This window comes from Microbacterium sp. ZXT2-5, assembly GCF_055329545.1.
This window is the reverse complement of sequence record NZ_JBUZWD010000001.1, coordinates 2,986,576-3,009,811: the sequence shown is the minus strand read 5'-3', so window position 1 is coordinate 3,009,811 and position 23,236 is coordinate 2,986,576. Positions and strand designations below refer to the sequence as shown.

The following is a 23,236-nucleotide window of genomic DNA, read 5'->3' as shown; positions in this document are numbered from 1 at the left end:
GTGGTGTCCAATCTGCGAAGCTTGAAGTCATGTCGTTTCAGGAGGTCCGCTACCGGCCGGCGTTCGGCCGCATCCTCGCTGTCGTGACCGTTGTGGTGTGCGCCCTCGGCGTCGTCGCGCTGATCGTCACCGATCCCGCTGCGGCACTGCGCTATGTCTGGCCGATCCTGCTGGTCGGCGTGCTGGCGTGGGCGCTGTTCTGGCGACCGGCGCTCATCGTGCAGGAGCACGGCATCACCGTGGTGAACGTCCTGCGCACGAGCTTCGTGCCCTGGCCGTCGATCACGGCGATCGACACCCGCTACTCGCTCACCCTGCACACCGCCCACGGCCGTGTGCCCGTGTGGGCGGCACCCGCACCCGGCCGGCACCGCACCCTGGGGCTGGCCCCGAAGGACTTCGACGGCGTCGGTGAGACCGCGCGGGGCGAGGTCGGGGAGCTGCGCCCCAACGATGCCGTCACGACGCCCACCGGCAACCTGGCCCAGCTCATCCGCGGCCGCTGGGAGCGCCTGCGCGACGAGGGCGCGTTCGCGAGCGGCGTCGACCCCGAGGCGTCGACGCAGACGTGGCACTGGGGGACGATCGCCACCGTCGCGGCGCTCGGCGCCGCGACGGTGGTCGGCGCGCTGGCGTGAGAGCACGTCACCGCTCCGGATCGAGCGGCTTGTGCTGCACGTCGCCGGGCTCCTCGGGGCGCGGATCGTTGAAGTTCACGATCCGGTCGCCCGTGTAGGCCGTCTGGATGCCGACGTCGACCATCGCCGCGTCGGTCGACGGCGTCGTGTCGACCTCTGGTGCCACCGGTCCGCCCGCCCGACCCGCGCGGGCCATCGCCCGCTCGCTCGGCATCTTCTTCTGGCGCGGGTCGAACGCGTCGCGCAGCCCGTCGCCGATGAAGTTCACGCACAGGGCGATCGCGATGATGAACAGACCCGGCCACCAGAACAGCCACGGACGCGTGGAGAACGCGGCCTGGTTCTCGGAGATGATCTTGCCCAGCGAGGTGTCCGGCGACTGCACGCCGAAGCCGAGGAAGCTCAGCGCCGACTCCAGCAGGATCGCGCCGGCCATCAGCAGGGTGGCGTTGACCACGATCACGCCGACGGAGTTGGGCAGGATGTGCCGGAAGATGATGCGGCGGTCCCGCGCACCCGAGACCCGGGCGGCGTCCACGAACTCGCGCTCGCGGAGGGTGAGGAACTCGCCGCGCACCAGCCGGGCCATGGTGGTCCACGCGAACAGGCCGATGACGACGCCGAGCACGGCCGCACCGAGGCTGCCGAACGTGTTGCCGAGCACGGAGCCGATCACGATGAGGGGGATCGTGATGATGATGTCGGTGAAGCGCATGAGCACCGAGTCGGTCAGCTTGCCGTAGTACCCGGCGACGGCGCCGATCACCACGCCGAAGATCGTCGCGACGACACCGGCGATGACCATCACCATGATCGACTGCTGCGCACCGCGCATGACGACCGCGAAGATGTCGCGCCCGACCTCGTCCTGGCCGAACGGGTGGTCGCCGAACTGCAGCGGCCACAGGCTCAGCGTCGGAACGCCGTTGTCGATCTTCGGGGGGATCTCGTCCCAGGAGTACTGCCACCACCCGGGGATGCGTATGCCCCACAGGTTCACGCCGACGGAGGTGAACGCGAGGAGCACGATGAACGCCAGCACGATCATCGAGATGAGCGCAGCGCGGTGACGGAAGAACCGCCGGCGGACGATCTGGCCCTGGCTGAGGCCCTGGGTCTCCTTCTGCTCGATCGAGATCTCGGCCTTGGCCTCGGTCTCCCTCGAGTCGGAGTCGTTGACGGTCGTGGTGTTCATGTCAGCCCACCTTGATTCTCGGGTCGAGGGCCGCGTAGACGAGGTCCGCGATGAGGTTGAAGAGCACGGCGAGCGTGCCGGTGACCACGAAGAACGCCATGACGGGGTTGGGGTCGTGCACGGCCAGCGCATCGACGAAGAGGCGGCCCATGCCGGTCCAGCCGAACACCGTCTCGGTGATGACGGCGCCGCCGATGAGCGCGCCGATGTCGAAGGCGATGATCGTGGTGATCGGGATCAGCGCGTTGCGGAACGCGTGCCGGACGATCACCGTGCGACCGGTGAGGCCCTTCGCACGCGCGGTGCGGATGTAGTCCTGGTTCATCACCTCGAGCAGGCTCGCGCGCGAGTAGCGGGTGTAGCTCGCGAACGAGATGAGGATGATCGCGATCGTGGGCAGCAGCAGGTGCGTGAACAGGTCGATGCCCTGCACCCAGAAGTTGCCGCCGAGTCCAGGCGTCGAGGCCCCCACCGTCGCGATCGGACGGCCGCGCACGCGGCTGGAGTTGGCGTACGCCTCCCAATACGACATGTACTTGTCCAGCGCGATGAAGGCGGCGACGATGAACCCGACGATCGCGGTGGTCCGCACGACGGGCCCCCGGTCGGGAGCGCCCATGAACCAGCCGATCGCCCCCGAGACGACGACGGCGCCCACTGCCAGGAGCACGAAGACCCACAGCGTCATCCCGTTCAGGATGTAGTTCATCATCGGCGAGTACAGCGCGATGCCGATGGCCGCGACGATGAGGGACGCGTACAGCGCCTTGCGGTTGCGCAGGCCCGTCGAGATGGCCGTCACGCCGACGGCCACGCCGATCGCGAGGAAGGCGTACACGACGATGCCGATGCTGGGGTCTGCGAACCACTGGGTCACCGACAGGAACGTCAGCACCGCTGCGGTGGCGACCGCCGAGATGCCGAAGACGGTCAGCCGGCGGCGCCATCTCCCGCCGACCAGCGACATCCAGATCAAGCCGGCGAAGATCGACATGCCGATGATCACGGGTACCGAGATCGTCGGGTCGCCGAGCCAGTTGTTCAGCTGGATGGCACCGTACTGCTTGAGCAGCACCGCGACCCAGAAGATGGGCAGCGAGAAGAACAGGAATGACAGCAGCGTCACCCCGTAGTCGAAGCCCGTGTACTGGCGCAGCGCCGACACGATGCCGACCGTGATGCCCAGCACGATGGCCACGATCGTCGCCGTGGTGACCAGCGTCAGCGTCGACGTGATCGCGTTGCCCAGCAGGGCGTTGACGGACTGGTTCTGGATGCTGATGCCGAAGTCCCCGCGGAAGAGCGCGCCGAGCCACAGGAAGTAGCGCAGCGGCGGGGGGACGTCGAGGTTGAGGAGCTTGGTGCGAGCTTCCATGAGCTCGGCTTTGTTCGGTGCATTGCTCTGCCGCAGGTCCTCGAGGGGATCGCCCGAGAAGGACACCAGCAGATACATCAGGAATGTCGCGGCGAAGAGCACGAAGATCGACGCGATCAACCGCCGGATGATGAATGAAGCCATGTTGTGGCCGCCTGCCAATCGATGAAGCAGCGCAGGAGGGCCGGCGAGACGCTCGGCCCGTCCTCCGCCGCTGAGGAGGAGTCTAACGCGGTGGGGTGCAGGCCCCTCGGGGACCTGCACCCCACTTCGGTCACGACCCGGGCATGAGCCCGGCGTGAGCCGTTATGCGCTTACTCCTCCGAGCCGCCGTCCGTGACTTCCCAGTCCCAGGCGTTCCAGAAGATCGTCGGGGCGAGGATCGACGCGTCGATGTTGGTGACGCGGTCGCTGAAGGCGGTGACCTCGGGGAACTGGAAGATCGTGACTCCGTAGAAGTCCTCCCACAGCAGGCGGTCCATCTCCTGCTGCAGCTCGATCTGGGCCTCCGCGTCGAACTCGACGTTCAGCTGGGAGATGATCTCGTCGACCTCAGCGTTCGAGTAGAAGTTGAGGTTGTTGATTCCACCGGTCTCGAACGTCGGCAGCGAGTTGGTCACGCCGAGGCTCGTCGACTGCCAGCCGAAGAGCGACGCGTCGTAGGCGCCGGGCGTGCCGAGCAGGCCGCCCCACTCCTCCGAGCCGCAGTCCGTGACGTTGAAGCCCGCCGAGTTGGCCGACTGCTGGATGAGCGAGAACTCGTTCACACGACGCGGGTTGTTCGAGGCGTACAGGATGCAGACCTCGGTGTTGGTGACACCCGACTCGGCGAGCAGCGCCGTGGCGCCCTCGATGTCGACCTCGGCGTAGTCCGCGGAGGTGTTGTTCGCGGCCGAGTCGTCGTAGCCCTCTGCACCCGGCACGAACAGCTGCGAGTCACGCAGGATCGCGTCGTCGCCGATGATCGGCTTGATGAGCGTGTCGACGATCTCCTGACGCGGGATCGTCTTCATGAACGCCTCGCGAACGAGCGGGTTCGAGAAGATGTTCTCCGGGTTGCGACCCTGGTCGAACTGCAGATCGACGTGCTCGTAGGTGCCGCCGAGGCCCGTGTTGACCGTGATGCCGTCGATGCCCTCGAGCGCCGTCGTGATGTCGGCGGTCGCCTGGGGCTGGATGATGTCGACCTCGCCGTTCTCCAGCGCCTGGACCGCAGCGAGCGGGTCAGGGATGAAGCGGATCGTGATCTCCTCGATGTTCGCGGTGTTGTCACCGGCGTACTCGGGGTTCGCGGTCAGCGTGACGTACTGGTCGGCGACGTAGTCGCTGATCATGTACGGGCCGCTCGCGGTGACCAGCTCGGGGTCGTCGGGCATCTCGGTGAAGTTGAAGCCCGAGTTCCAGAACGACGAGATCGGCGCCAGCGCGGCGGCGTCCTCGTCCTGGATCGCGTCGAGGATCGCCTGCTTGGCCGCCTCGTTGTCGTCGAGCTCGAGAGCCTTCTTCGCGACGATGTGGGCCGGCAGCATCGCTCCGACACCCGCGAACGTGAGCTCCCAGTCCACGAAGGGCTGGTCGTACGTCATCGTGATCGACTTGCCGTCGTCGCCGACCTCGGGGGTCTCCGAGACCAGGCCGAGGCCCGACGTGGGCGTCGCACCCGAGTCGAAGTAGACGACATCGGTCGGGAACGACTCGGTGAACTCACCCGTGTCGGGGTCGGTGAACTCTGCCGGGTCGAAGTCCGGGGTGTCCAGCGAGCGCGAGTTGGCGGCCCAGTGCAGCAGCATGTCGGCGGCGTCGACGGGCGTGCCGTCGGACCAGCTCGCGTCGTCGGAGATCGTGTACTTGACGGTGAGCGGGTCTTCGCTGACGAGCTCGTACGAGCCGAACGACTCGTTCTTCACCAGCTCCGGCGTGTTGTCGTAGTAGTTGAAGCCGTCGAGCACCAAGTAGTTGATGTTGTTGTTCGCGGTCGCGTTGCCGAACGACGTGTTGCCGTTCATCGAGTAGAACGCCTGGTTCCACGCAGCCGTGATCGACGAGCCTTCGACGAGACCGGAGTCATCGTTGTTCTCCTCGCCACCACCGGCGGTGCAGCCCGAGATCACCAGTGCGCCGACTGCGGTGAGTGCCACCGCAGTCGAGATGCGCTTAATTCTCACTGTTCCTCCTGTGCAGGGTAATGCGCACACGACCAGTCGATGACCGGTCGGTGCGCGGATGGGAACACGATAAGCACCGGCTGTGAGATGGTCAAAACGATCGACGAAAACGTTACAGAGCCTTAACTCAATCGACGCCGAGTGTGACAATCTGACAAGATGACTCCCCCGAACGCGCCCGCGAACCAGAGGGAATCCACTACCCTTCCCCGGCTGGACCGGTATGGCCGGCAGCGACTGCGGTGGGAGGTCTGGATCGTCCTGGCGATCACGGTCGGCCAGTCCGCCGTGTACTCCGTCCTCTCGCTCGTCCGCAAGCTCCTCGCGCCCGTCCCGCTGGGTTCGCAGCAGACGCAGGTCAATCCGTCGCGCGACGCCCAGGCGGTCTGGGACGTGGTGTATCAGCTCCTGTCGGTCTTCTTCGCGCTGGCGCTCGTGGCCCTCGTCGTCTACCTGCTGTGGGAGCCGGGTGGCAACGCGCTGCGCCGCATCGGGCTGGACTTCACGCGGTTGGGCGGCGACGTCGGCCGCGGCATCCTGCTCGCCGCCGTCATCGGCCTGCCGGGGCTCGCACTGTACGCCGTCGGACGGGTGCTGGGCATCACGGTCGCGGTGGTGGCCTCGCCGCTGGACGCGGCGTGGTACACCGTCCCCCTCCTCCTGCTGTCCGCCCTGCGCGCCGGGCTGACGGAGGAGGTCATCTTCATCGGCTACCTCTTCGACCGCCTGCGCCGCCTCGGCTGGGGCGACTGGACGATCATCCTCACGACCGCCGCGCTGCGCGGCGCGTACCACGCCTACCAGGGCATCGGCGCGATCGTCGGCAACGTCGTGATGGGCATCGTCTTCGGCTGGTGCTACCGCCGATGGGGCCGGGTCATGCCGCTCGTGATCGCGCACACGGTGCTCGACGTCGTCGCCTTCGTCGGGTACCCGCTCGCCGTCGCCCTCTGGCCCGGCGTCTTCGCGCCCGTCCCGACGCCCACCCTCACCCCGACCCCGACCCCGACCCCGACCCCGGCCGCCGCGTCCTGACGTGCCTGGCCGCGGCATCCCGTCGCTCCGGGGGTGTCAGGCGAACGCCTCGATCGGGGGGCACGCGCACACGAGGTTGCGGTCGCCGTAGGCCTGGTCGATGCGGCGCACCGGCGGCCAGTACTTCGTGCGCACGAGCGCGTGGACGGGATACACGGCGGTCTCGCGGGAGTACGGATGCGACCACTCGCCGGCCACGACCGACTCGGCGGTGTGGGGGGCGTTGACCAGCGGGTTGTCGGCGGCGGGCCACTCCCCCGCGGCCACACGGTCGGCCTCGGCCTTGATCGCGATCATCGCCTCGATGAAGCGCTCGATCTCGGCCAGGTCCTCGGACTCCGTGGGCTCCACCATGAGCGTCCCCGCGACCGGGAACGACATCGTCGGGGCGTGGAAGCCGTAGTCGATGAGACGCTTGGCCACGTCGTCCACGGTCACGCCGGTGGCCTCACGCAGCGGGCGCAGGTCGAGGATGCACTCGTGCGCGACGAGTCCCCCCTCACCGGTGTAGAGCACCGGGTAGTGCTCGCGGAGCCGGAACGCGATGTAGTTCGCGGCGAGCACCGCGGACGCGGTCGCCGCGCGGAGGCCCTCGGCGCCCATCATCCGCACGTACGCCCACGAGATCGGCAGGATGCTCGCCGAGCCGTGGGGCGCGGCAGAGATCGGGCCGCCGTCGAACACGCCGCCGGCGTGGTCCTTGCGCTGCGAGAACGGGTGGCTCGGCAGGAACGGCGCGAGGTGCGCCTTGGCCGCGACCGGGCCGACGCCCGGTCCGCCGCCGCCGTGGGGGATCGCGAACGTCTTGTGCAGGTTCAGGTGCGACACGTCGCCGCCGAGGTCGCCGAACCGGGCATAGCCCAGCAGCGCGTTGAGGTTCGCGCCGTCGACGTACACCTGGCCGCCGGCGTCGTGCACCGCCTGCGTGATCTCCAGCACGTCCTGCTCGTACACGCCGTGCGTCGACGGGTACGTGATCATGAGCGCGGCGAGCTCGTCGGCGTGCGCCGCGATCTTCGCACGCAGGTCCTCGAGGTCGACGTTGCCCTGGTCGTCGCAGGCCACGACGACCACCCGCATCCCCGCGAGCACGGCGGATGCCGCGTTGGTGCCGTGCGCCGACGACGGGATGAGGCAGACCGTGCGACCCGGGTCGCCGTTCGCCCGGTGATAGCCGCGGATCGCCATGAGCCCGGCGAGCTCGCCCTGCGACCCCGCGTTCGGCTGCAGCGAGACGGCGTCGTAGCCGGTCACCTCCGCCAGCCACACCTCGAGCTGCTCGATCATCGCGAGATAGCCGTGCACGTCGGCCTCGGGCGCGAACGGGTGCACCCGTGAGAACTCCGGCCACGACACCGCCGCCATCTCGGTGGCCGCGTTCAGCTTCATCGTGCACGAGCCGAGCGGGATCATGCCGCGATCCAGCGCGTAGTCGCGATCGGCGAGCTGCTTGAGATAGCGCATCATGGCCGTCTCGGAGCGGTGGGTGTTGAACACCGGGTGGGTGAGGAACTCCTCGACGCGGCGGAGCTCCGCCGGCACGCCCACGAGCGGCTCGGCGTCGGTGAACGGCAGCACGCGCTCCCCCTGGGCGCCCGCACCGAGGAACTCCCCCTCCGGCAGGCCGAACGCCCACGCGACGGCCGCCAGGTCGTCCTCGGTCGTGGTCTCGTCGACCGAGACGCCGACCGTCGCGTCGTCCGCCCAGAAGAGCTGATACCCGCGCTCCCGCGCGCGCTCGATCACGCGTCGCGACGCACCGGGCGTCGCGACGCGGATGGTGTCGAAGAACGAGTCCGACCGCAGCGACAGCCCGTACTCGCGCAGTCGCGCGCCGAGCGCCTCGGCCTTCTTCGCGACGTCGGTCGCGATCGCGCGAAGGCCGTCGGGACCGTGGTAGACCGCGTACATCGAGGCCATCACCGCCAGCAGCACCTGCGAGGTGCAGATGTTCGACGTGGCCTTCTCGCGCCGGATGTGCTGCTCGCGCGTCTGCAGCGCGAGGCGGTAGGCGGCGTGACCGGCGGCATCCTGCGACACCCCGACCAGGCGTCCCGGCAGCTGCCGCTCCAGACCCTGACGCACCGCCATGTAGCCGGCGTGCGGGCCGCCGAACCCGAGCGGCACGCCGAACCTCTGGGTCGTGCCGACGGCCACGTCGGCACCGAACGATCCGGGTGAGCGCAGCAGCGTCAGCGCGAGGATGTCCGCGGCGACGACGACGAGACCGCCCGCGACGTGCGCCGCATCGACGACGCCCGAGGGGTCCCAGACGTTCCCCGAGGCGCCCGGGTACTGGACCAGCACGCCGAAGAGCTCGTCGGGCAGCGTCGCGCCGCGGGCGAGGTCGAGCTCGACGAGCCGGATGCCGACGGCCGCCGCCCGGTGGGCGAGCAGGGCCTTCGTCTGCGGGAGCGTGTCGGCGTCGACCACGAACACGTCGGAGGCGGACTTGGAGCCGCGCCGGGCGACGAGCATGCCCTCGACGACCGCGGTGGACTCGTCGAGCATCGACGCGTTCGCCGTCGCGAGACCCGTGAGATCGGTCACCATCGTCTGGAAGTTGATCAGCGCCTCGAGCCGGCCCTGCGAGATCTCGGGCTGATAGGGCGTGTAGGCGGTGTACCACGAGGGGTTCTCGAGCACGTTGCGCGCGATGACCGACGGGGTGAGCGTGTCGGCGTAGCCGAGTCCGATCATCGGGCGCGCGGTGCGGTTCTGCGACGCCAGCGCGCGCAGCTCGGCGAGCGCCTGCGCCTCCGTCGCAGCGGGCGGGATGTCGCTCGTGGACCGCGGCGTGGCGTGGATGGATGCCGGCACCGCCGCCGCCACGAGCGCGTCGACGCTGTCGTAGCCGAGCGCGTCCAGCATGAGCCGCTGGGCCGCGGCATCCGTCCCGATGTGACGGTCGGCGAACAGACCCGTCATTCGGCGCCCCCGGTCAGCGAGATGTACGCGTCGCGGTCCAGGAGCCCCGCCACCGCGGCGGGGTCCACCGTGATCTTCACGAGCCACCCGGCGCCGAACGGGTCGGCGTTGACGAGACCGGGGTCGTCCACGACGGCGTCGTTGACCGCGACGACCTCGCCCGTCAGCGGCGCGTACAGCTCGCCCACCGACTTCGTCGACTCGATCTCGCCCACGACGGTGGCGGCCGTGACGGCGCTCCCCACGGCGGGCAGCTCCACGAACACGACGTCGCCGAGCTTGTCGGCGGCGTACGAGGTGATGCCGACGGTGGCCACGTCGCCGTCGAGGGCGACCCACTCGTGCTCGGCGGTGTACTTGAGGGCGGTGAGGTCGGTCATGTGTTCCTCCGGTAGAAGGGCAGGGCGGTCACGGTCGCGGGGATGCGCGTCCCCCGCACGTCGATGTAGAGCTCGGTCCCGGGCGCGCTCGCCGCGGGCGGGACGAAGGCCATGGCGATCGGATGCCCCAGGGTCGGGCTGAGCGCGCCGCTGGTGATCGCGCCCACCGGCGTGCCGGCGTCGGGGCTGTCGAAGACGGCGTACCCGGCGCGGCCGGCGCGACGCCCCGCCGCGACGAGGCCGACGAGAACCGGGGCGTCGGCGGCGGCGCCGGCCTCCAGTGCGGCACGTCCGACGAAGTCGGCGTCCTTCGCCTTCAGCGGCGCGACGCGGCCCAGTCCGGCCTGGGCGGGCAGGACGTCGAGCGAGAGCTCATGGCCGTAGAGCGGCATGCCGGCCTCCAGACGCAGGGTGTCCCGTGCGGCGAGGCCCGCCGGCACCAGGCCGAGCGGTTCGCCGGCCGCGAGCAGCGCATCCCAGAGGGCACCGGCCGCACGGTTCGGAACGAGCAGCTCGAAGCCGTCCTCGCCCGTGTACCCGGTGCGGCCGATGAAGACGTGCTCGCCGTGGAACCGCGACGAGGACCATGCGTAGTATCCGAGGTCCGCAAGCGACGGGTCGGTGCCCTCCAGCGGGGCGGCCTCCAGCACGGCGCGCGCGACCGGGCCCTGCACGGCGATGAGCGCGACCTCGTCGGTGATGTCCGCGACGGTCGCGACGCCGCTCACGCCCTCGAGGTGGAGGAACGCCTCGGTGCCCGCACCGGCGGGAGGATCCGCGGCGAAGGAGGCTGCCACGGGCGCGCGGCGCGCGCGCTCGGCGAACGCGGCGGCCAAGGCATCCCGGTTCCCGGCGTTCGCGATCACCAGGAAGCGGTCGTCCGCGATGCGGTAGACGATGACGTCGTCGACGATGCCGCCGTCCTCGGACAGCACGAGCGAGTACTTCGCCTTCCCGACCCGCATCGGCGAGATCGCGCCCGCCACCGCGTAGTCCAGGAATGCGGCGGCGTCGCGACCGGTGACGAGGAACTCTGCCATGTGCGAGATGTCGAACAGTCCTGCGGCGGTGCGGACCGCGTGGTGCTCGGCGAGGTCCGAGGTGTAGCGCACCGGCATGAGCCAGCCGCCGAAGTCGGTGAACGAGGCGCCGAGCGCCTCGTGGCGCGCATGCAGGACGGTGGTGCGGGGCGGAGCGTCGCTCGGTTCGGTCATGAGTTCTCCCGGTCGTGGGCGGGCAGGCGCCTGTCGACGCCTGTGAACTCCCCCTCTGTCATGGGCCTGAGAGCTTCGCCGGATGCGAGGCATCCTGCTTTCACCGTCGGCGGATCCCGGGCGACGCGTCGCGTCGCTTGAATCGCTTTCCAGAGTCGGCCTGCCCGAACGGTACGCGTACCTGAGAGATTGGCGGGGAGGCTTGCTCCTTCGGTGCCCGGCGATCGCGCTGCCGAGGCTCTCCCGCCCGGGTCATGGGCCGTTGTTGACTTGCGGGGCCAGCATACCGGTCGGCGACCCGATCCACGCGGTTTCGGCGATTCCGTCCGCCGCCGCCGGTTCAGCCCACGCAGGACCCCGACGAGACCGGGTCCGACAGCGACGGCGCCTGGGCGGCGACCGGGGCGAGCTCGGCCATCGTCATGGCGTAGCCGAGGTCCTCGTCGTTCTCCGCCCGCGCGAAGACGACGCCCGCGACGGCACCGTCGGCGGTCAGCACCGGACCGCCCGAGTTGCCCGGCCGCACCACGGACTGCAGCGCATAGATCTCGCGGGGGTTCCACGACTCGTCGTACACGTCGGGGACCGTGGCGGTGCCCACCGACTGCACGGCCGCCGGCACCATGGCGAACGGGCCGCCGAAGGGGTAGCCCTGCACGACGGCCGCGTCGCCGGCGGCGAGCGTGGGAGCGAACGGCAGGGCGGTGGCGCCGAGCTCGTCGACGGCGATCACGGCGATGTCGTCCACGGGATCGAAGTACACGACGCGTCCCTCGCGCGCGGCGACGCCCGGGAGCTCGACGATGGGCGTGTCGACGCCCGCCACGACGTGCGCGTTGGTGACGACGCGGTCGGCGGCGACGACGAATCCGGTCCCGGCCGATCCCCGTCCGCAGGCGTACGCGTTGCCGGTGATGCGGGCGACGGATGCCGCGGCCCGCTGCAGCTCCGGATCGTCCAGGGCGACCGGCGGCGCCGGCTCGACGGTGACCGGCCCGAGGAGCTGGCCGAGACCGGGCAGCCCGTCGTCGAGGACGGCGCCGCGCAGCTCCGCGAGGGCCGCCGCGACCGGGTCGGGCGTGGCGGCCTCGATGCCCCGCAGGATGCTCGAGGACGCGACGGCCGACGAGACCCCCGGGATGCCGGCGACGGCGACCGCAGGAGCCACGAGGGCGAGCGCGAGGACGGCCGCGAACACCGAGGCGACGCCGCCGAGGAAGCGCTCGACGCCGCGGAGCTTCAGCCGGTCGGCGCCCGAGCGCAGCGCGGAGCCGATCGCGGAGCCCAGCGCCGCCCCCACGAACACGAGGCCGACCGCCGTGAGGAGCACGGCGGGGCCGCGCCACACCGGCGACGGAACCCAGGTGCCCACCAGGGGTGTCAGCCAGAACGCGGCCAGTGCGCCGGCGGCGAGGCCGGCGAGGGTGCCGATGCTCGCGAAGAACCCCCGCTGCGCACCGCTCACGAGAGCGGCCAGCAGGACGAGGACGACGATCACGTCGACGACGATCATCGCCACCCCTTCCGCACGGCCGGACTGCTCCCGCCAGGCTACGCATCGAGCCTGTGAGCGCACCGCGACACCCGGGCTCCGACGCGTGTTACCGCAGGGGTTTGGCTTCTGGTCACTCTGACACTATGATCGTGGATGGAGAGTTAGAGTCATGATGACAAGAACAGCACCCGACCCCGTCCCGGCCGACGCGATCCGCGTCGCGGTCTCGACGGTGATCTTCACGCTGCGCCGCCTTCCCGGCAGCGACGGCGTCCAGGTGGTGCTCCCGCTGGTGCGGCGCACCCGCGACCCGCACGAGGGCCAGTGGGCGCTCCCCGGCGGCTGGCTGGATGCGGCGGAGGGCCTTGACGCTGCGGCGTCGCGCACGCTCGCCGAGACGACGGGGCTGGCGCCGAGCTACCTCGAGCAGCTGTACGCGTTCGGCGCGGTCGACCGCTCCCCCACCAGGGTCGTCTCGATCGTGTACTGGGCGCTGCTGCGGGCGGACGAGATCGCCGACGGCACGGTCGAGAACGTCGAGTGGTTCGATGCCACGCGCCTCCCGCGACTCGCGTTCGACCACAACGAGATCGTCGACTACGCCCTGTGGCGCCTGCGCAACAAGGTCGGCTACAGCCGCATCGCCCACGGCCTCCTCGCCGACGAGTTCACGCTCGCCGAGCTGCGGGAGGTGTACGAGGTGGTCCTCGGCCGGCGCCTCGATCCGGCGAACTTCCGCCGCCAGGTCGAGAACTCCGGCACCCTCATCCCCACCGACCGGTTCCGCACCGGCAGCCACCGCCCGGCCCGGCTGTACCGGTACAACCAGGACGTCGAACTGGCCGACCGCGGCCCGCTCGGCGCCCGAGACTGACCCGCACCCGAACGAGAGAGCCCATCATGTCCGCCATCAACATCGCTCTGCAGCCTCGGCCAGACCTCGACGCGTCCGTCGATCACGCGATCCAGGCGATCGTCGCCGGTGCGCAGACCGGCGAGACCTGCAACACCGACCTCGCCGCCGGCCCGTGGGACTTCGACGCCCGCCCGGGGTACGGGCCCGGATCGTCGATGGGCGACGTGATCCCGACCGGCGCCCCCCGCCAGGGCGAGCTGCCGCGGGAGTATCGCGAGGCCTCCGAGGAAGAGCTCGACACGCGCATCCGCGCCGCCAAGTCGACCCTCGGCGAGCGCGTCGTCGTGCTGGGCCACTTCTACCAGCGCGAGGAGGTCGTCGTGCACGCGGACTACGTGGGCGACTCGTTCCAGCTCGCCAACGCGGCGCTCGAGCACCCGGACGCCGAGGCGATCGTGTTCTGCGGCGTGCACTTCATGGCGGAGACCGCCGACCTGCTCTCGCGGCCCGAGCAGGCGGTCATCCTGCCCAACCTCGCCGCGGGCTGCTCGATGGCCGACATGGCCGACATCGACCAGGTCGAGGAGTGCTGGGAGCAGCTCGCCGACGTCTACGGCGACCTCGACGCCGTCGACGAGGAGGGCCTCGTCCCCGTCGTCCCCGTGACCTACATGAACTCCTCGGCCGCCATCAAGGGCTTCGTCGGTCGCCACGGCGGCATCGTGTGCACGTCGTCGAACGCGCGGACGGTGCTCGAGTGGGCCTTCGCGCGCGGCCGCCGCGTCCTCTTCTTCCCCGACCAGCACCTCGGCCGCAACACGGCGAAGGCGATGGGAGTGCCGCTCGAGCAGATGCCCATGTGGAATCCGCGCAAGCCGCTGGGCGGGGCATCCGCCGACCAGCTCGCCGATGCGCGCGTGATCCTGTGGCACGGCTTCTGCTCGGTGCACCGCCGCTTCTCGGTCGACCAGATCGAGAAGGCGCGCGCGGAGCACCCGGGCGTGCGGGTCATCGTGCACCCGGAGTGCCCCATGGAGGTCGTGGATGCCGCGGACGAGGCCGGTTCGACCGACTACATCCGCAAGGCGATCGAGGCCGCGACCGAGCCTGCCACCTTCGCGATCGGCACCGAGGTGAACCTCGTGCAGCGACTGGCCGCCCAGCACCCGCAGCACGACATCTTCTGCCTCGACCCCGTCGTGTGCCCGTGCTCGACGATGTACCGCATCCACCCGGGCTACCTCGCCTGGGTGCTCGAGGGTCTCGTGGCCGGCGAGGTGCGCAACCGCATCACGGTGCCGCAGGACGTCGCCGATCCGGCACGACTGGCGCTGGAGCGCATGCTCGCCGCCAAGCCGCCCGCCGCCCCCGCCGCCGCATGGGAGCACGCATCATGACTCCGCAGCCGGACCGCGCTCCGCACGCGGTCATCGTCGGGTCCGGCATCGCTGGCCTCCTCACCGCCCTGCACGCGGTGGAGCACGGATGCCGCGTCACGCTGGTGACCAAGGACGTCCTCGAGCACGCCAACACCCGGTACGCCCAGGGCGGGATCGCGGGCGTCATGTTCGACGACGACCGCGCCGACGACCACCTGCACGACACCCTCGTCGCCGGAGCGGGCCTCAGCGACCCCGACGCCGTCCGGGTGCTCGTCGACGAGGGCCCTGTCCGCATCCGCGAGCTGATCGACCTGGGGGTCGCCTTCGACCGCGACGGCAGCGGCGGATTCGTGAAGGGTCTCGAAGCGGCGCACTCCTACCCGCGCATCCTCCACGCCGGCGGCGACGCCACCGGCACGGCCATCGAGCGGGCGCTGGTCGCCCGCCTGCGGTCGAGCGCCGTGACCGTCATCGAGCACGCGTTCCTCGTCGACCTGCTGACCGATGGGACGCGGGTAACGGGCGTGGAGCTGCTGGTCGGCGAGACGGATGCCTCACCCGGCCGCCGCGAGACGCTCGTGGGCGATGCGGTGGTGCTGGCGACGGGCGGCGCCGGCGAGCTCTACGCGCACTCGACGAACCCCGAGGTGGCGACGGGCGACGGCATCGCCGCTGCTGTCCGGGCCGGCGCGGCCGTCGCAGACCTCGAGTTCTTCCAGTTCCACCCGACGGTGCTCGCGGTCGGCGATTCGTTCCTCGTGTCGGAGGCGGTCCGCGGCGAGGGAGCGACGCTCGTCGACGAGCGTGGCCGCCGCTTCGCGTTCGACGCCCACCCCGACGGCGAGCTCGCACCCCGGGACGTCGTCGCCCGGGCGATCGCGCGGCGGATGGAGGAGCAGGACGGCCGGCCCGTGCTCCTCGACGCGACGGGCATCCACTCCGCCGACCCCGCGGAGCGCGCCGCGTTCCTCGCCCGCCGCTTCCCCACGATCGACCGCGCGGTGCGCGAGCGCGGGCTCGACTGGGCGCGCCAGCCGATTCCCGTGACGCCGGCCGCCCACTACCTCATGGGCGGGGTCGTGACCGACCTCTACGGACGCACGACGCTGCCGGGCCTGTACGCGGTCGGCGAGGTCGCCCGCACCGGCGTCCACGGAGCGAACCGGCTGGCGTCCAACTCGCTGCTGGAGGGCGCCGTGTTCGGCGCCCGGGCCGGCGACGCGATCGCCGCGGACGCGGCATCCGCATCGTGGCCCGCTCCCGTGCCGCCGACCTCCGGGACGCGTGAGCACAGCGCGGAAGGCGGGCGCGCACCGGCGTTCACGCGAGCGGCGCTGCAGCACCTGATGTGGGAGCACGCCGGACTCCGGCGCGACGAGGCCGGGCTCGCGCACGCGGCATCCGTCATCGCGGCGTGGCGTGCGCAGCACCGGGACCCCTCCTCCGAGCACGACCGGGAGGACGAGAACCTGCTCCTCGTCGCCGAGCACCTGGTGGCGGCGGCCCGCGACCGCAGCGACTCCGTCGGGGCGCACTTCCGCTCGGATGCCGCGCCCGTCGCCGTCGGCGCGGTGAAGGAGGCGGTCGCATGCTGAGCCGCGCCCACATCGATCGGGTCGTCGCGCTCGCACTCGAGGAGGACGCGCCGTGGGGCGACCTCACGAGCGAGGCGCTCATCCCCGAGAACGCGGTCGCGCGCGCCGACCTCGTCGCGCGGGAGCGCGGCGTCTTCTCCGGCGGCGAGGTCTTCGAGGCGGCGTTCCGGCTCACCGACCCGCGCACCGACGTCCAGCTCGTCGTCGAGGACGGCGAGTGGTTCGAGCCCGGAGCCGTGCTGGCGGTCGTGACCGGCCCTGCCCGAGGCGTCCTGCAGGCCGAGCGCATCGGGCTCAACTTCGTCCAGCGCATGTCGGGCATCGCGACGCTCACCGGCGCCTATGTCGCCGAGGTGGCGCACACCGGCGCCCGCATCGCCGACACCCGCAAGACGACACCGGGCCTGCGCGCGTTCGAGCGCAAGGCGGTGCGAGACGGCGGCGGCCGCAACCACCGCCACTCGCTGTCGGACGCGGTGATGGCCAAGGACAACCACCTCGCCGTGCTCGCGCAGAAGGGCGTGTCGGCGACCGCTGCGCTGCGCGCGGCGAAGGACCTGCTTCCCCACACGACGCACATCGAGGTCGAGGTCGACCGCCTCGATCAGATCGAGCCGGTGCTCGCCGCGGGCATCGGCACGATCATGCTCGACAACTTCTCGCTCGAGGATCTCCGCGCGGGCGTCGCCCAGGTGGCCGGCCGGGCGACCGTCGAGGCGTCCGGCGGCGTCTCGCTCGAGACCGTGCGTGCGATCGCCGAGACCGGCGTCGACGTCGTCTCCGTCGGCGCGCTGACCCACTCCGCCCGCGCACTCGACCTCGGGCTCGACGTGCGCATCGACGCCCCGTGACCCGGGCAGGCGCACGATGAGCATGCTGTACCTCGACAACGCCGCCACGACACCGGTGCGCCCCGAGGTGCTCGAGGCGATGATGCCGTACCTCACCCGGTGGTACGGCAATCCGTCCAGCCACCACACCGTGGGCGAGGCGGCGGCCGACGCTCTCGCCGACGCCCGCACCCGCGTCGCCCGCGTGCTCGGCCTGCGATCGGGAGACGTCGTCTTCACCTCGGGCGGCACCGAGGCCAACAACCTCGCGATCAAGGGCATCGCGATCGCCGCCGCGCAGCGCCGGGACGACCGGCGCGCCCACGTCATCACCACGCCGATCGAGCACGAGTCGGTGCTCGAATCCGTCGCGTACCTCGAGCGCGTGCACGGGTACGCGGTGACGCGGGTGCCCGTCGACGCGCACGGACGGGTGGATCCGGATGCTGTGGCCGAGAGCCTGCGCGACGACACGGCGCTGGTGAGCCTGGGGTACGCCAACAACGAGGTCGGCACGGTGCAGGATGCCGCGGCGATCGCGGCGCTCCTGCGCGATCGGCGGGTGCCGCTGCACCTCGACGCCGTGCAGGCGGCGGGCTGGCTGCCGCTGTCGGCGGACGAACTCGGGTACGACGCGATCTCGCTGGCCGGCCACAAGCTCGGAGCACCCAAGGGCACCGGCGTGCTCGGCGTGCGCGGGCGCATCCCGCTCGAGCCGCTGCTCCACGGCGGCGGGCAGGAGCGCGGCCGCCGCAGCGGCACCGAGGACGTCGCGGGCGCCGTCGGGCTGGCGACGGCGCTGGAGCTGGCCGAGTCCGACCGCGTGGCGGCATCCGCGCGCGTGAGCGCCCTCCGCGACCGCTTCATCACGCGGGTGCTCGAGAGCATCCCGTCGGCGCGGCTCACCGGCGACCCGGTGCACCGGCTTCCCGGCACGGCGAGCTTCACCTTCGCCGGCACCAGCGGCGAGGCGGTGCTGCTCGAGCTGGAACGGCGCGGCGTCGTGTCGTCGAGCGGGTCCGCCTGCGCCGCCGGCAGCGACGAGCCGTCGCACGTGCTCGTGGCCATGGGCGTGGCACCCGACGTCGCCCGGACAGCCGTGCGCTTCACCTTCCCGCGCTGGCTCAACGCCCCTCTCGACGTTGTCGCCGATGCCGTCGCCGCCTCGGTCGCGGCCGTCGCCGAACCGGGCCGCTGACGCCGGCGCCGCGGCGCCGGGCCGCCTCGCCGCGCCCGTAGGATCGGACGGTGACCCCCGCCGTGACCGTCATCGTCCCCGGGTACGACGTGGCGCTCTACGCCGCCGAGGCGCTCGAATCCCTCCGCGCCCAGACGCGCACGGACTGGGTCGCCATCCTCGTCGACGACGCCTCGAACGACGACACCGGCAGGCTTTTCGACGCCGCGGCGGCGCACGACGAGCGCTTCACCGTGATCCATCATCCCCGGCAGCGCGGACTGGGCGCGGCGCGCAACACCGGACTCGACCTCGTGCGCACCCCGTTCGTGGGCTTCCTCGACGCCGACGACCGGCTTGCGCCGCGGGCCCTGGAGCGGCTCGTCGGCACCGTCGCCGCCAGCGGCAGCGACTTCGCGGTGGGCGCGTACGTGCGGCTGCGGCCCGACACCGCCGGCGGATACGAGGCGGGGAGCGTGCAGCCGTGGGTGGCCGCCGCGACCGATCCGGCGCGGGTCGGCACGACGCTCGCCCGGCACCCGGAGGCGTCCGGCAACATCGTCGCGTGGTCGAAGGTCAGCCGAGCCGACCTGTGGCAGCGCGCCGGCCTGCGCTTCCCCGTCGGGAAGGCCTACGAGGACCAGGTCGTCGCGCAGCAGATGTACACGCGCGCGCGGGCGTTCGACGTCATCCCGGACGTCGTCGTCGAATGGCGCGAGCGCGCGGACGGCTCCTCCATCACCCAGCACAAGGGCGAGCTGCCCGTGCTGCGCGACTACCTGGAAGCCCTCTCCGGCGGGGTCGCGGTGCTCGACGCGGCCGGACAGCAGCGGGCGGTGGCATCCCGCGTCCGGCTGATCCTGGGAATGGACCTGCCGCCGCTCGTCGACATCGCCCGCCACCACCCCGACGACGCGTACCGCCGCGCGCTCGGCTCGTTCGCCCGGGCGCTGACGCCGCACGCCGAGCCCCGGTCGCTGCCCGACGCCGCGGCGACGGCGCTGGCCGCCGCATCCCTGTGGTGACGTCGCCGGCGCGGATCAGCCCTCGAGCGGCCGGTCGCCGACGACCGCCCGCCCGATGCCGCGCTCCTCGAGCTGCGCGGCGGTGAGCGCGAGGGGTTGGTCCGGCGCGGTGTCGGCGCGGCGTTCGGGGTGATCGGCGGGCGGCTGATCGACCTCCGCCTCGAGGATGCGGGTGGTCGCGAGCTGCTGCGCCGCGAGCTCGGCGTAGAGTCCGCCGGCGGCGAGCAGCGAACCGTGCGTGCCGGACTCCACGATGCGGCCGGCCTCGACGACATGGATCACGTCGGCGTCGATCACCGTCGAGAGGCGATGGGCGATCGAGAGGGTGGTGCGGCCCCGCGCCGCGGCATCCAGCGCCTCCTGCACCACGCGCTCGGACACCGTGTCGAGGGCCGACGTCGCCTCGTCGAGGAGGAGCACGGGAGGGTCCTTCAGCAGCACGCGGGCGATGGCGATCCGCTGCTTCTCGCCGCCCGAGAGACGGTAGCCGCGCTCGCCGACGACGGTGTCGTAGCCCTGCTCGAAGCGCTCGATCACGTGGTGGATGTTGGCCGCGCGACAGGCGGCCTCAAGCTCCGCGTCGGTCGCGTCGGGCTTGGCGTAGCGCAGGTTCTCGCGGATCGTCGCGTGGAACAGGTATGTCTCCTGCGACACGATGCCGACGCTGTCGACGATGGATTCCTGCCGGAGCCGCCGCACGTCCTCGCCCGCGAACAGGACGGATCCCTCGGATGCCTCGTACAGGCGCGGCGTCAGGTACAGCACGGTGGTCTTGCCCGCGCCGGACGGCCCGACGAACGCGACGTGCTGGCCGGGGTCGGCCACGAAGGACACGCCCTGCAGGGTCGCCCTCGTGTCGGGGGCGGCATCCGGATACCGGAACACCACGTCGCGGAACTCGATGCGCCCGACAGGACCCGGCGCCTGCGAGACGTCGATCGCATCGGGGGCGTCCTTGATCGCCGGCACCAGGTCGAGGTACTCGAAGATGCGCGCGAACAGCGCCGCCGAGGTCTGCAGGTCGAGCGAGACGCGCATGAGGCCCATGAGCGGCATGAGCAGCCGCGCCTGCACCGTCGTGAACGCGACGATCGTGCCGGCGGTGATGGCGTCGGTGCCGCTGCCGATGAGGTATCCCGACACGAGGTAGATGATCGCCGGGACGCTGGCCATGATGACCTGCACGACGGCGAAGAAGCCCTGCCCGCTCATGGCCCGCCGCACCTGCAGGCGGACCTGGTTGACGTTCTCGTCGGCATAGCGGGCGGACTCGGTGCGCTGACGGTTGAAGGACTTGGAGAGCAGGATGCCCGAGACGCTGAGCGTCTCCTGGGTGATGGCCGTCAGCTCCGACAGCGACTCCTGCGTCTCGCCGGCGATGCGCGCCCGCACCTGGCCGACGCGGCGCTGGATGAGGATGAGGAAGGGCATCAGCACGACCGCGATGATCGTGAGCCGCCAGTCGATGAGGATCATGGCCACCAGCGACGCCACGACCGTGACGGTGTTGCCGAGGATGCTCGTCACCGTGTTGGTGAGCACGCCGGAGACCCCGCCGACGTCGTTCTGCAGACGCGACTGGATGACGCCCGTCTTGGTGCGCGTGAAGAACCCGAGCTCCATCGACTGGAGGTGGTCGAACAGCTTCACCCGCAGGTCGCCGGTGACCCGGTTGCCGACCGTGGACGTCAGCCACGTCTGCACGACGCCGACCACGGCCGACAGCAGGAAGAGCACGATCATGGCCAGCACGAGCTGCCAGAGGAGCGTCAGGTCGGGGGCGGAGCCGTCGACGGGGAACAGCGCGTCGTCGAAGACCCGCTGCACCAGCAGCGGCGGGATGACCGCGATGCCCGCTCCCACGACCACGAGCACGCCGGTGATCGCGATCGAGAACGTGTACGGCCGGAAGAGCGCGACGACCCGGCGGCCCAGGTTCGGGATCCGGGGAGCCTCGGCGTTGGCCTTGCGCTGCGCCTCGGTGTCGACCGGCCGGAACCCGGGGTGCCCTCCGCCGCCTCCACCACCGCGCATGCTCACCCCGCCAGCCTAATTCCGCCCGCCGACGCTAGGCTCGTGCCGTGAACTCCACCCCGGACCGTCCCGAGCACGACGGCAGCGACCTGGCCGAGCTGCGCGAGGAGATCGACGCGCTCAAGGCCATCCCCCACGAGGAGATCGTCAGCCCGACGCCCAAGGGCATCGAGGATCGCGAGCCCGAGCCCGAGCCGACCGACGCGATCGGCTCGGAGGACTGGGACGACGAGGAGCCCGCCGGGCGCTGACCGCGCGACCGGCGCACGCCGGCATTCCCGCGGCGGATCGGGAATGCGATGTCGGAGCCTGTGGTTAAGTTGGAGGCTTGCCATCGTCGGGTGGCGCTTCGCTGTCCATCCGAGCCTCGAGGAGACGACTTTTGGCCGCCATCGAAACGAATCCCGGTACCGGCAGCATGCCCGCCGTCTCCCGCCAGGCGGCCGGTGCCCCCGTCGCCCTCCGCCCCGAGGAGAACCGCGTCATCTGGCTGCTCCTGGCGGCCGCTTTCGTCGCGATCCTCAACGAGACGACGATGGGCGTCGCGATCCCGCACCTCATCGTCGACCTCGGCATCACCGCGCTCGCCGCGCAGTGGCTGACCACGGCGTTCATGCTGACCATGGCGGTGATCATCCCGATCACCGGCTTCCTGCTGCGCCGCTTCACCACGCGGACGATGTTCGTCGCCGCGATGTCGCTGTTCTCGACGGGCACGCTCCTCGCGTTCCTCGCGCCCGGGTTCCCGATGCTCCTCATCGCGCGCGTCGTGCAGGCCTCGGGCACCGCGATCATGATGCCGCTGCTCATGACGACGCTGATGACCGTGGTGCCCGCGGCCATCCGCGGTCGCATGATGGGCCGCGTCAGCATCGTGATCTCGCTCGCCCCCGCGATCGGCCCGACGCTCGCCGGCGCCATCCTGAACAACTTCGAGTGGCGCTGGATCTTCGGAATGGTGCTGCCGATCGCGATCGTGGCGCTCGTCGTCGGCGCCCGCTGGATCCACAACCTCGGTGAGACCACGCGCGCGCCGATCGACGTGCTGTCGGTGATCCTGTCGGCCCTCGGCTTCGGTGGCCTCGTCTTCGGCCTCAGCCAGCTGGGCGCCGGCGGTCACGGGGGCGGAGCGGATGCCGCCGCTGCGACCGCCGCCTCGACGACGGCGCTCATCGTGTCGCTGAGCATCGGCGTGGTGGCCCTCGGCCTCTTCGGCTGGCGACAGGTGCGCCTCCAGCGCAAGGACGACGCACTGCTGGACCTGCGGGTGTTCCGCAGCACGAACTTCTCCCTGTCGATCGCGCAGATGGCCATCATGTCGATGGCGTTCTTCGGCGCCATCACCATCGTGCCGCTCTACCTCCAGGACGTGCTGGGCGCAGACCCGCTGACGGCGGGCCTCGTGGTGCTGCCCGGCGCGCTGGCGATGGGTCTGGCGGGTCCCTTCATCGGCCGCATCTACGACCGCTGGGGCACCACGGTACTGCTGGTGCCGGGCGCCGTCATCACCAGCTCGCTGCTGTGGTTCTACACGACGTTCACGACCGAGACGCCGGTGTGGCTCGTCGCCGTCGCGCAGACCGCGCTGTCGCTGGGTCTCGCGCTCTCCTTCACGCCGCTGTTCACGGCCTCGCTCGCATCGCTGCAGCCCCGGTTCTACTCGTACGGATCGGCGGTCGTCGGCACCGTTCAGCAGGTCGCCGGTGCTGCAGGGATCGCCCTGATGTTCGGCGTCATGGCCGCCGGCACGTCGGCCGCGGTGGCATCCGGCGCCGACGAGGCCGCTGCCGGCGCGGCCGGGACCCACGCGGCGTTCCTCACGGCCGCGTTCCTGTCGCTGCCGCTCCTGGTGGGCGCATTCCTGATCCGCAAGCCCGCCGACCAGCCGGTCGGGGCGCCTGCCGCGCACTGA

The 23,236-nt window shown here is 71.1% G+C and carries 18 protein-coding genes and 2 riboswitches; of the genes, 10 read left to right on the top strand and 8 right to left on the bottom strand.

Annotated elements, in window-relative coordinates; all coding sequences use genetic code 11:
- Positions 1 to 29: 29 nt before the first annotated feature.
- Positions 30 to 638, top strand: a complete 609-nt coding sequence (locus ACZBH1_RS13455) for a PH domain-containing protein (protein ID WP_336396389.1) — start codon at positions 30 to 32, stop codon at positions 636 to 638.
- Positions 639 to 645: 7 nt separating this feature from the next.
- Here ACZBH1_RS13455 and ACZBH1_RS13450 read toward each other — a convergent pair whose 3' ends face one another.
- The 3 genes from ACZBH1_RS13450 to ACZBH1_RS13440 all read right to left on the bottom strand — a co-directional run bounded on the left by ACZBH1_RS13450 (position 646) and on the right by ACZBH1_RS13440 (position 5,373).
- Entirely contained in the window at positions 646 to 1,833 is a 1,188-nt protein-coding gene (locus tag ACZBH1_RS13450) for an ABC transporter permease (protein WP_336396390.1), read from the bottom strand.
- Position 1,834: 1 nt separating this feature from the next.
- Positions 1,835 to 3,352, bottom strand: coding sequence for an ABC transporter permease (locus ACZBH1_RS13445; RefSeq protein ID WP_378881356.1), 1,518 nt, complete (start codon positions 3,350 to 3,352; stop codon positions 1,835 to 1,837).
- A 170-nt stretch (positions 3,353 to 3,522) separates the two neighbouring features.
- Positions 3,523 to 5,373: an ABC transporter family substrate-binding protein gene (locus ACZBH1_RS13440; RefSeq protein ID WP_463646628.1), complete on the bottom strand. Its 1,851-nt coding sequence runs from the start codon at positions 5,371 to 5,373 to the stop codon at positions 3,523 to 3,525.
- Positions 5,374 to 5,532: 159 nt separating this feature from the next.
- Between ACZBH1_RS13440 and ACZBH1_RS13435 the strand changes: the two genes are divergently transcribed.
- On the top strand, positions 5,533 to 6,408 hold the full coding sequence (locus ACZBH1_RS13435; RefSeq protein ID WP_463646627.1) for a CPBP family intramembrane glutamic endopeptidase: 876 nt from the start codon (positions 5,533 to 5,535) through the stop codon (positions 6,406 to 6,408).
- A gap of 36 nt (positions 6,409 to 6,444) precedes the next feature.
- On the opposite strand, the gene gcvP is transcribed toward ACZBH1_RS13435, so the two are convergent.
- The 4 genes from gcvP to ACZBH1_RS13415 all read right to left on the bottom strand — a co-directional run bounded on the left by gcvP (position 6,445) and on the right by ACZBH1_RS13415 (position 12,443).
- Positions 6,445 to 9,336, bottom strand: a complete 2,892-nt coding sequence (gcvP, locus tag ACZBH1_RS13430) for an aminomethyl-transferring glycine dehydrogenase (RefSeq protein WP_463646626.1) — start codon at positions 9,334 to 9,336, stop codon at positions 6,445 to 6,447.
- Positions 9,333 to 9,716 (bottom strand): glycine cleavage system protein GcvH, encoded by a 384-nt coding sequence (gene gcvH / locus ACZBH1_RS13425; protein ID WP_336396395.1) that lies wholly within the window; start codon positions 9,714 to 9,716, stop codon positions 9,333 to 9,335. The genes gcvP and gcvH overlap by 4 nt, the downstream gene beginning before the upstream one ends.
- Entirely contained in the window at positions 9,713 to 10,930 is a 1,218-nt protein-coding gene (locus tag ACZBH1_RS13420; RefSeq protein ID WP_463646625.1) for a glycine cleavage system aminomethyltransferase GcvT, read from the bottom strand. The genes gcvH and ACZBH1_RS13420 overlap by 4 nt, the downstream gene beginning before the upstream one ends.
- Positions 10,931 to 10,978: 48 nt before the next feature.
- Positions 10,979 to 11,088: riboswitch (glycine riboswitch) on the bottom strand.
- Between the two features lies 1 nt (position 11,089).
- Positions 11,090 to 11,186: riboswitch (glycine riboswitch) on the bottom strand.
- An 84-nt stretch (positions 11,187 to 11,270) separates the two neighbouring features.
- Positions 11,271 to 12,443, bottom strand: coding sequence for a MarP family serine protease (locus ACZBH1_RS13415; protein WP_463646624.1), 1,173 nt, complete (start codon positions 12,441 to 12,443; stop codon positions 11,271 to 11,273).
- Positions 12,444 to 12,597: 154 nt separating this feature from the next.
- Between ACZBH1_RS13415 and ACZBH1_RS13410 the strand changes: the two genes are divergently transcribed.
- The 6 genes from ACZBH1_RS13410 to ACZBH1_RS13385 are packed head-to-tail and all read left to right on the top strand — an operon-like array spanning position 12,598 to position 19,290.
- Positions 12,598 to 13,299 (top strand): NUDIX hydrolase, encoded by a 702-nt coding sequence (locus ACZBH1_RS13410; RefSeq protein WP_336396759.1) that lies wholly within the window; start codon positions 12,598 to 12,600, stop codon positions 13,297 to 13,299.
- A 26-nt stretch (positions 13,300 to 13,325) separates the two neighbouring features.
- Complete coding sequence (nadA, locus tag ACZBH1_RS13405) at positions 13,326 to 14,678, top strand: quinolinate synthase NadA (RefSeq protein WP_378881368.1); 1,353 nt, start codon at positions 13,326 to 13,328, stop codon at positions 14,676 to 14,678.
- Complete coding sequence (gene nadB, locus ACZBH1_RS13400) at positions 14,675 to 16,258, top strand: L-aspartate oxidase (RefSeq protein ID WP_463646623.1); 1,584 nt, start codon at positions 14,675 to 14,677, stop codon at positions 16,256 to 16,258. Before nadA ends, nadB begins: the two co-directional genes overlap by 4 nt.
- Entirely contained in the window at positions 16,252 to 17,109 is an 858-nt protein-coding gene (gene nadC, locus ACZBH1_RS13395; protein ID WP_463646622.1) for a carboxylating nicotinate-nucleotide diphosphorylase, read from the top strand. Before nadB ends, nadC begins: the two co-directional genes overlap by 7 nt.
- A gap of 22 nt (positions 17,110 to 17,131) precedes the next feature.
- Entirely contained in the window at positions 17,132 to 18,286 is a 1,155-nt protein-coding gene (locus ACZBH1_RS13390) for a cysteine desulfurase family protein (protein ID WP_463646682.1), read from the top strand.
- A 50-nt stretch (positions 18,287 to 18,336) separates the two neighbouring features.
- Positions 18,337 to 19,290, top strand: coding sequence for a glycosyltransferase family 2 protein (locus tag ACZBH1_RS13385; protein ID WP_463646621.1), 954 nt, complete (start codon positions 18,337 to 18,339; stop codon positions 19,288 to 19,290).
- Positions 19,291 to 19,305: 15 nt separating this feature from the next.
- On the opposite strand, the gene ACZBH1_RS13380 is transcribed toward ACZBH1_RS13385, so the two are convergent.
- On the bottom strand, positions 19,306 to 21,324 hold the full coding sequence (locus ACZBH1_RS13380; RefSeq protein ID WP_336396761.1) for an ABC transporter ATP-binding protein: 2,019 nt from the start codon (positions 21,322 to 21,324) through the stop codon (positions 19,306 to 19,308).
- A 47-nt stretch (positions 21,325 to 21,371) separates the two neighbouring features.
- On the opposite strand from ACZBH1_RS13380, the gene ACZBH1_RS13375 reads away from it, so the two are divergent.
- Together ACZBH1_RS13375 and ACZBH1_RS13370 are read left to right on the top strand one after the other, a co-directional pair.
- Complete coding sequence (locus ACZBH1_RS13375; RefSeq protein WP_336396402.1) at positions 21,372 to 21,575, top strand: hypothetical protein; 204 nt, start codon at positions 21,372 to 21,374, stop codon at positions 21,573 to 21,575.
- A gap of 167 nt (positions 21,576 to 21,742) precedes the next feature.
- Positions 21,743 to 23,236 (top strand): DHA2 family efflux MFS transporter permease subunit, encoded by a 1,494-nt coding sequence (locus ACZBH1_RS13370; protein ID WP_463646681.1) that lies wholly within the window; start codon positions 21,743 to 21,745, stop codon positions 23,234 to 23,236.

Coding starts and splice junctions, on each gene's coding strand:
- ACZBH1_RS13415 (WP_463646624.1), bottom strand. CDS start 12,443: ATGATCGTCGTCGACGTGATCGTCGTCCTCGTCCTGCTGGCCGCTCTC.
- ACZBH1_RS13435 (WP_463646627.1), top strand. CDS start 5,533: ATGACTCCCCCGAACGCGCCCGCGAACCAGAGGGAATCCACTACCCTT.
- nadB (WP_463646623.1), top strand. CDS start 14,675: ATGACTCCGCAGCCGGACCGCGCTCCGCACGCGGTCATCGTCGGGTCC.
- ACZBH1_RS13380 (WP_336396761.1), bottom strand. CDS start 21,324: ATGCGCGGTGGTGGAGGCGGCGGAGGGCACCCCGGGTTCCGGCCGGTC.
- nadA (WP_378881368.1), top strand. CDS start 13,326: ATGTCCGCCATCAACATCGCTCTGCAGCCTCGGCCAGACCTCGACGCG.
- gcvH (WP_336396395.1), bottom strand. CDS start 9,716: ATGACCGACCTCACCGCCCTCAAGTACACCGCCGAGCACGAGTGGGTC.
- ACZBH1_RS13370 (WP_463646681.1), top strand. CDS start 21,743: ATGCCCGCCGTCTCCCGCCAGGCGGCCGGTGCCCCCGTCGCCCTCCGC.
- ACZBH1_RS13420 (WP_463646625.1), bottom strand. CDS start 10,930: ATGACCGAACCGAGCGACGCTCCGCCCCGCACCACCGTCCTGCATGCG.
- gcvP (WP_463646626.1), bottom strand. CDS start 9,336: ATGACGGGTCTGTTCGCCGACCGTCACATCGGGACGGATGCCGCGGCC.
- ACZBH1_RS13450 (WP_336396390.1), bottom strand. CDS start 1,833: ATGAACACCACGACCGTCAACGACTCCGACTCGAGGGAGACCGAGGCC.
- ACZBH1_RS13390 (WP_463646682.1), top strand. CDS start 17,132: ATGCTGTACCTCGACAACGCCGCCACGACACCGGTGCGCCCCGAGGTG.
- ACZBH1_RS13445 (WP_378881356.1), bottom strand. CDS start 3,352: ATGGCTTCATTCATCATCCGGCGGTTGATCGCGTCGATCTTCGTGCTC.
- nadC (WP_463646622.1), top strand. CDS start 16,252: ATGCTGAGCCGCGCCCACATCGATCGGGTCGTCGCGCTCGCACTCGAG.
- ACZBH1_RS13410 (WP_336396759.1), top strand. CDS start 12,598: ATGACAAGAACAGCACCCGACCCCGTCCCGGCCGACGCGATCCGCGTC.
- ACZBH1_RS13455 (WP_336396389.1), top strand. CDS start 30: ATGTCGTTTCAGGAGGTCCGCTACCGGCCGGCGTTCGGCCGCATCCTC.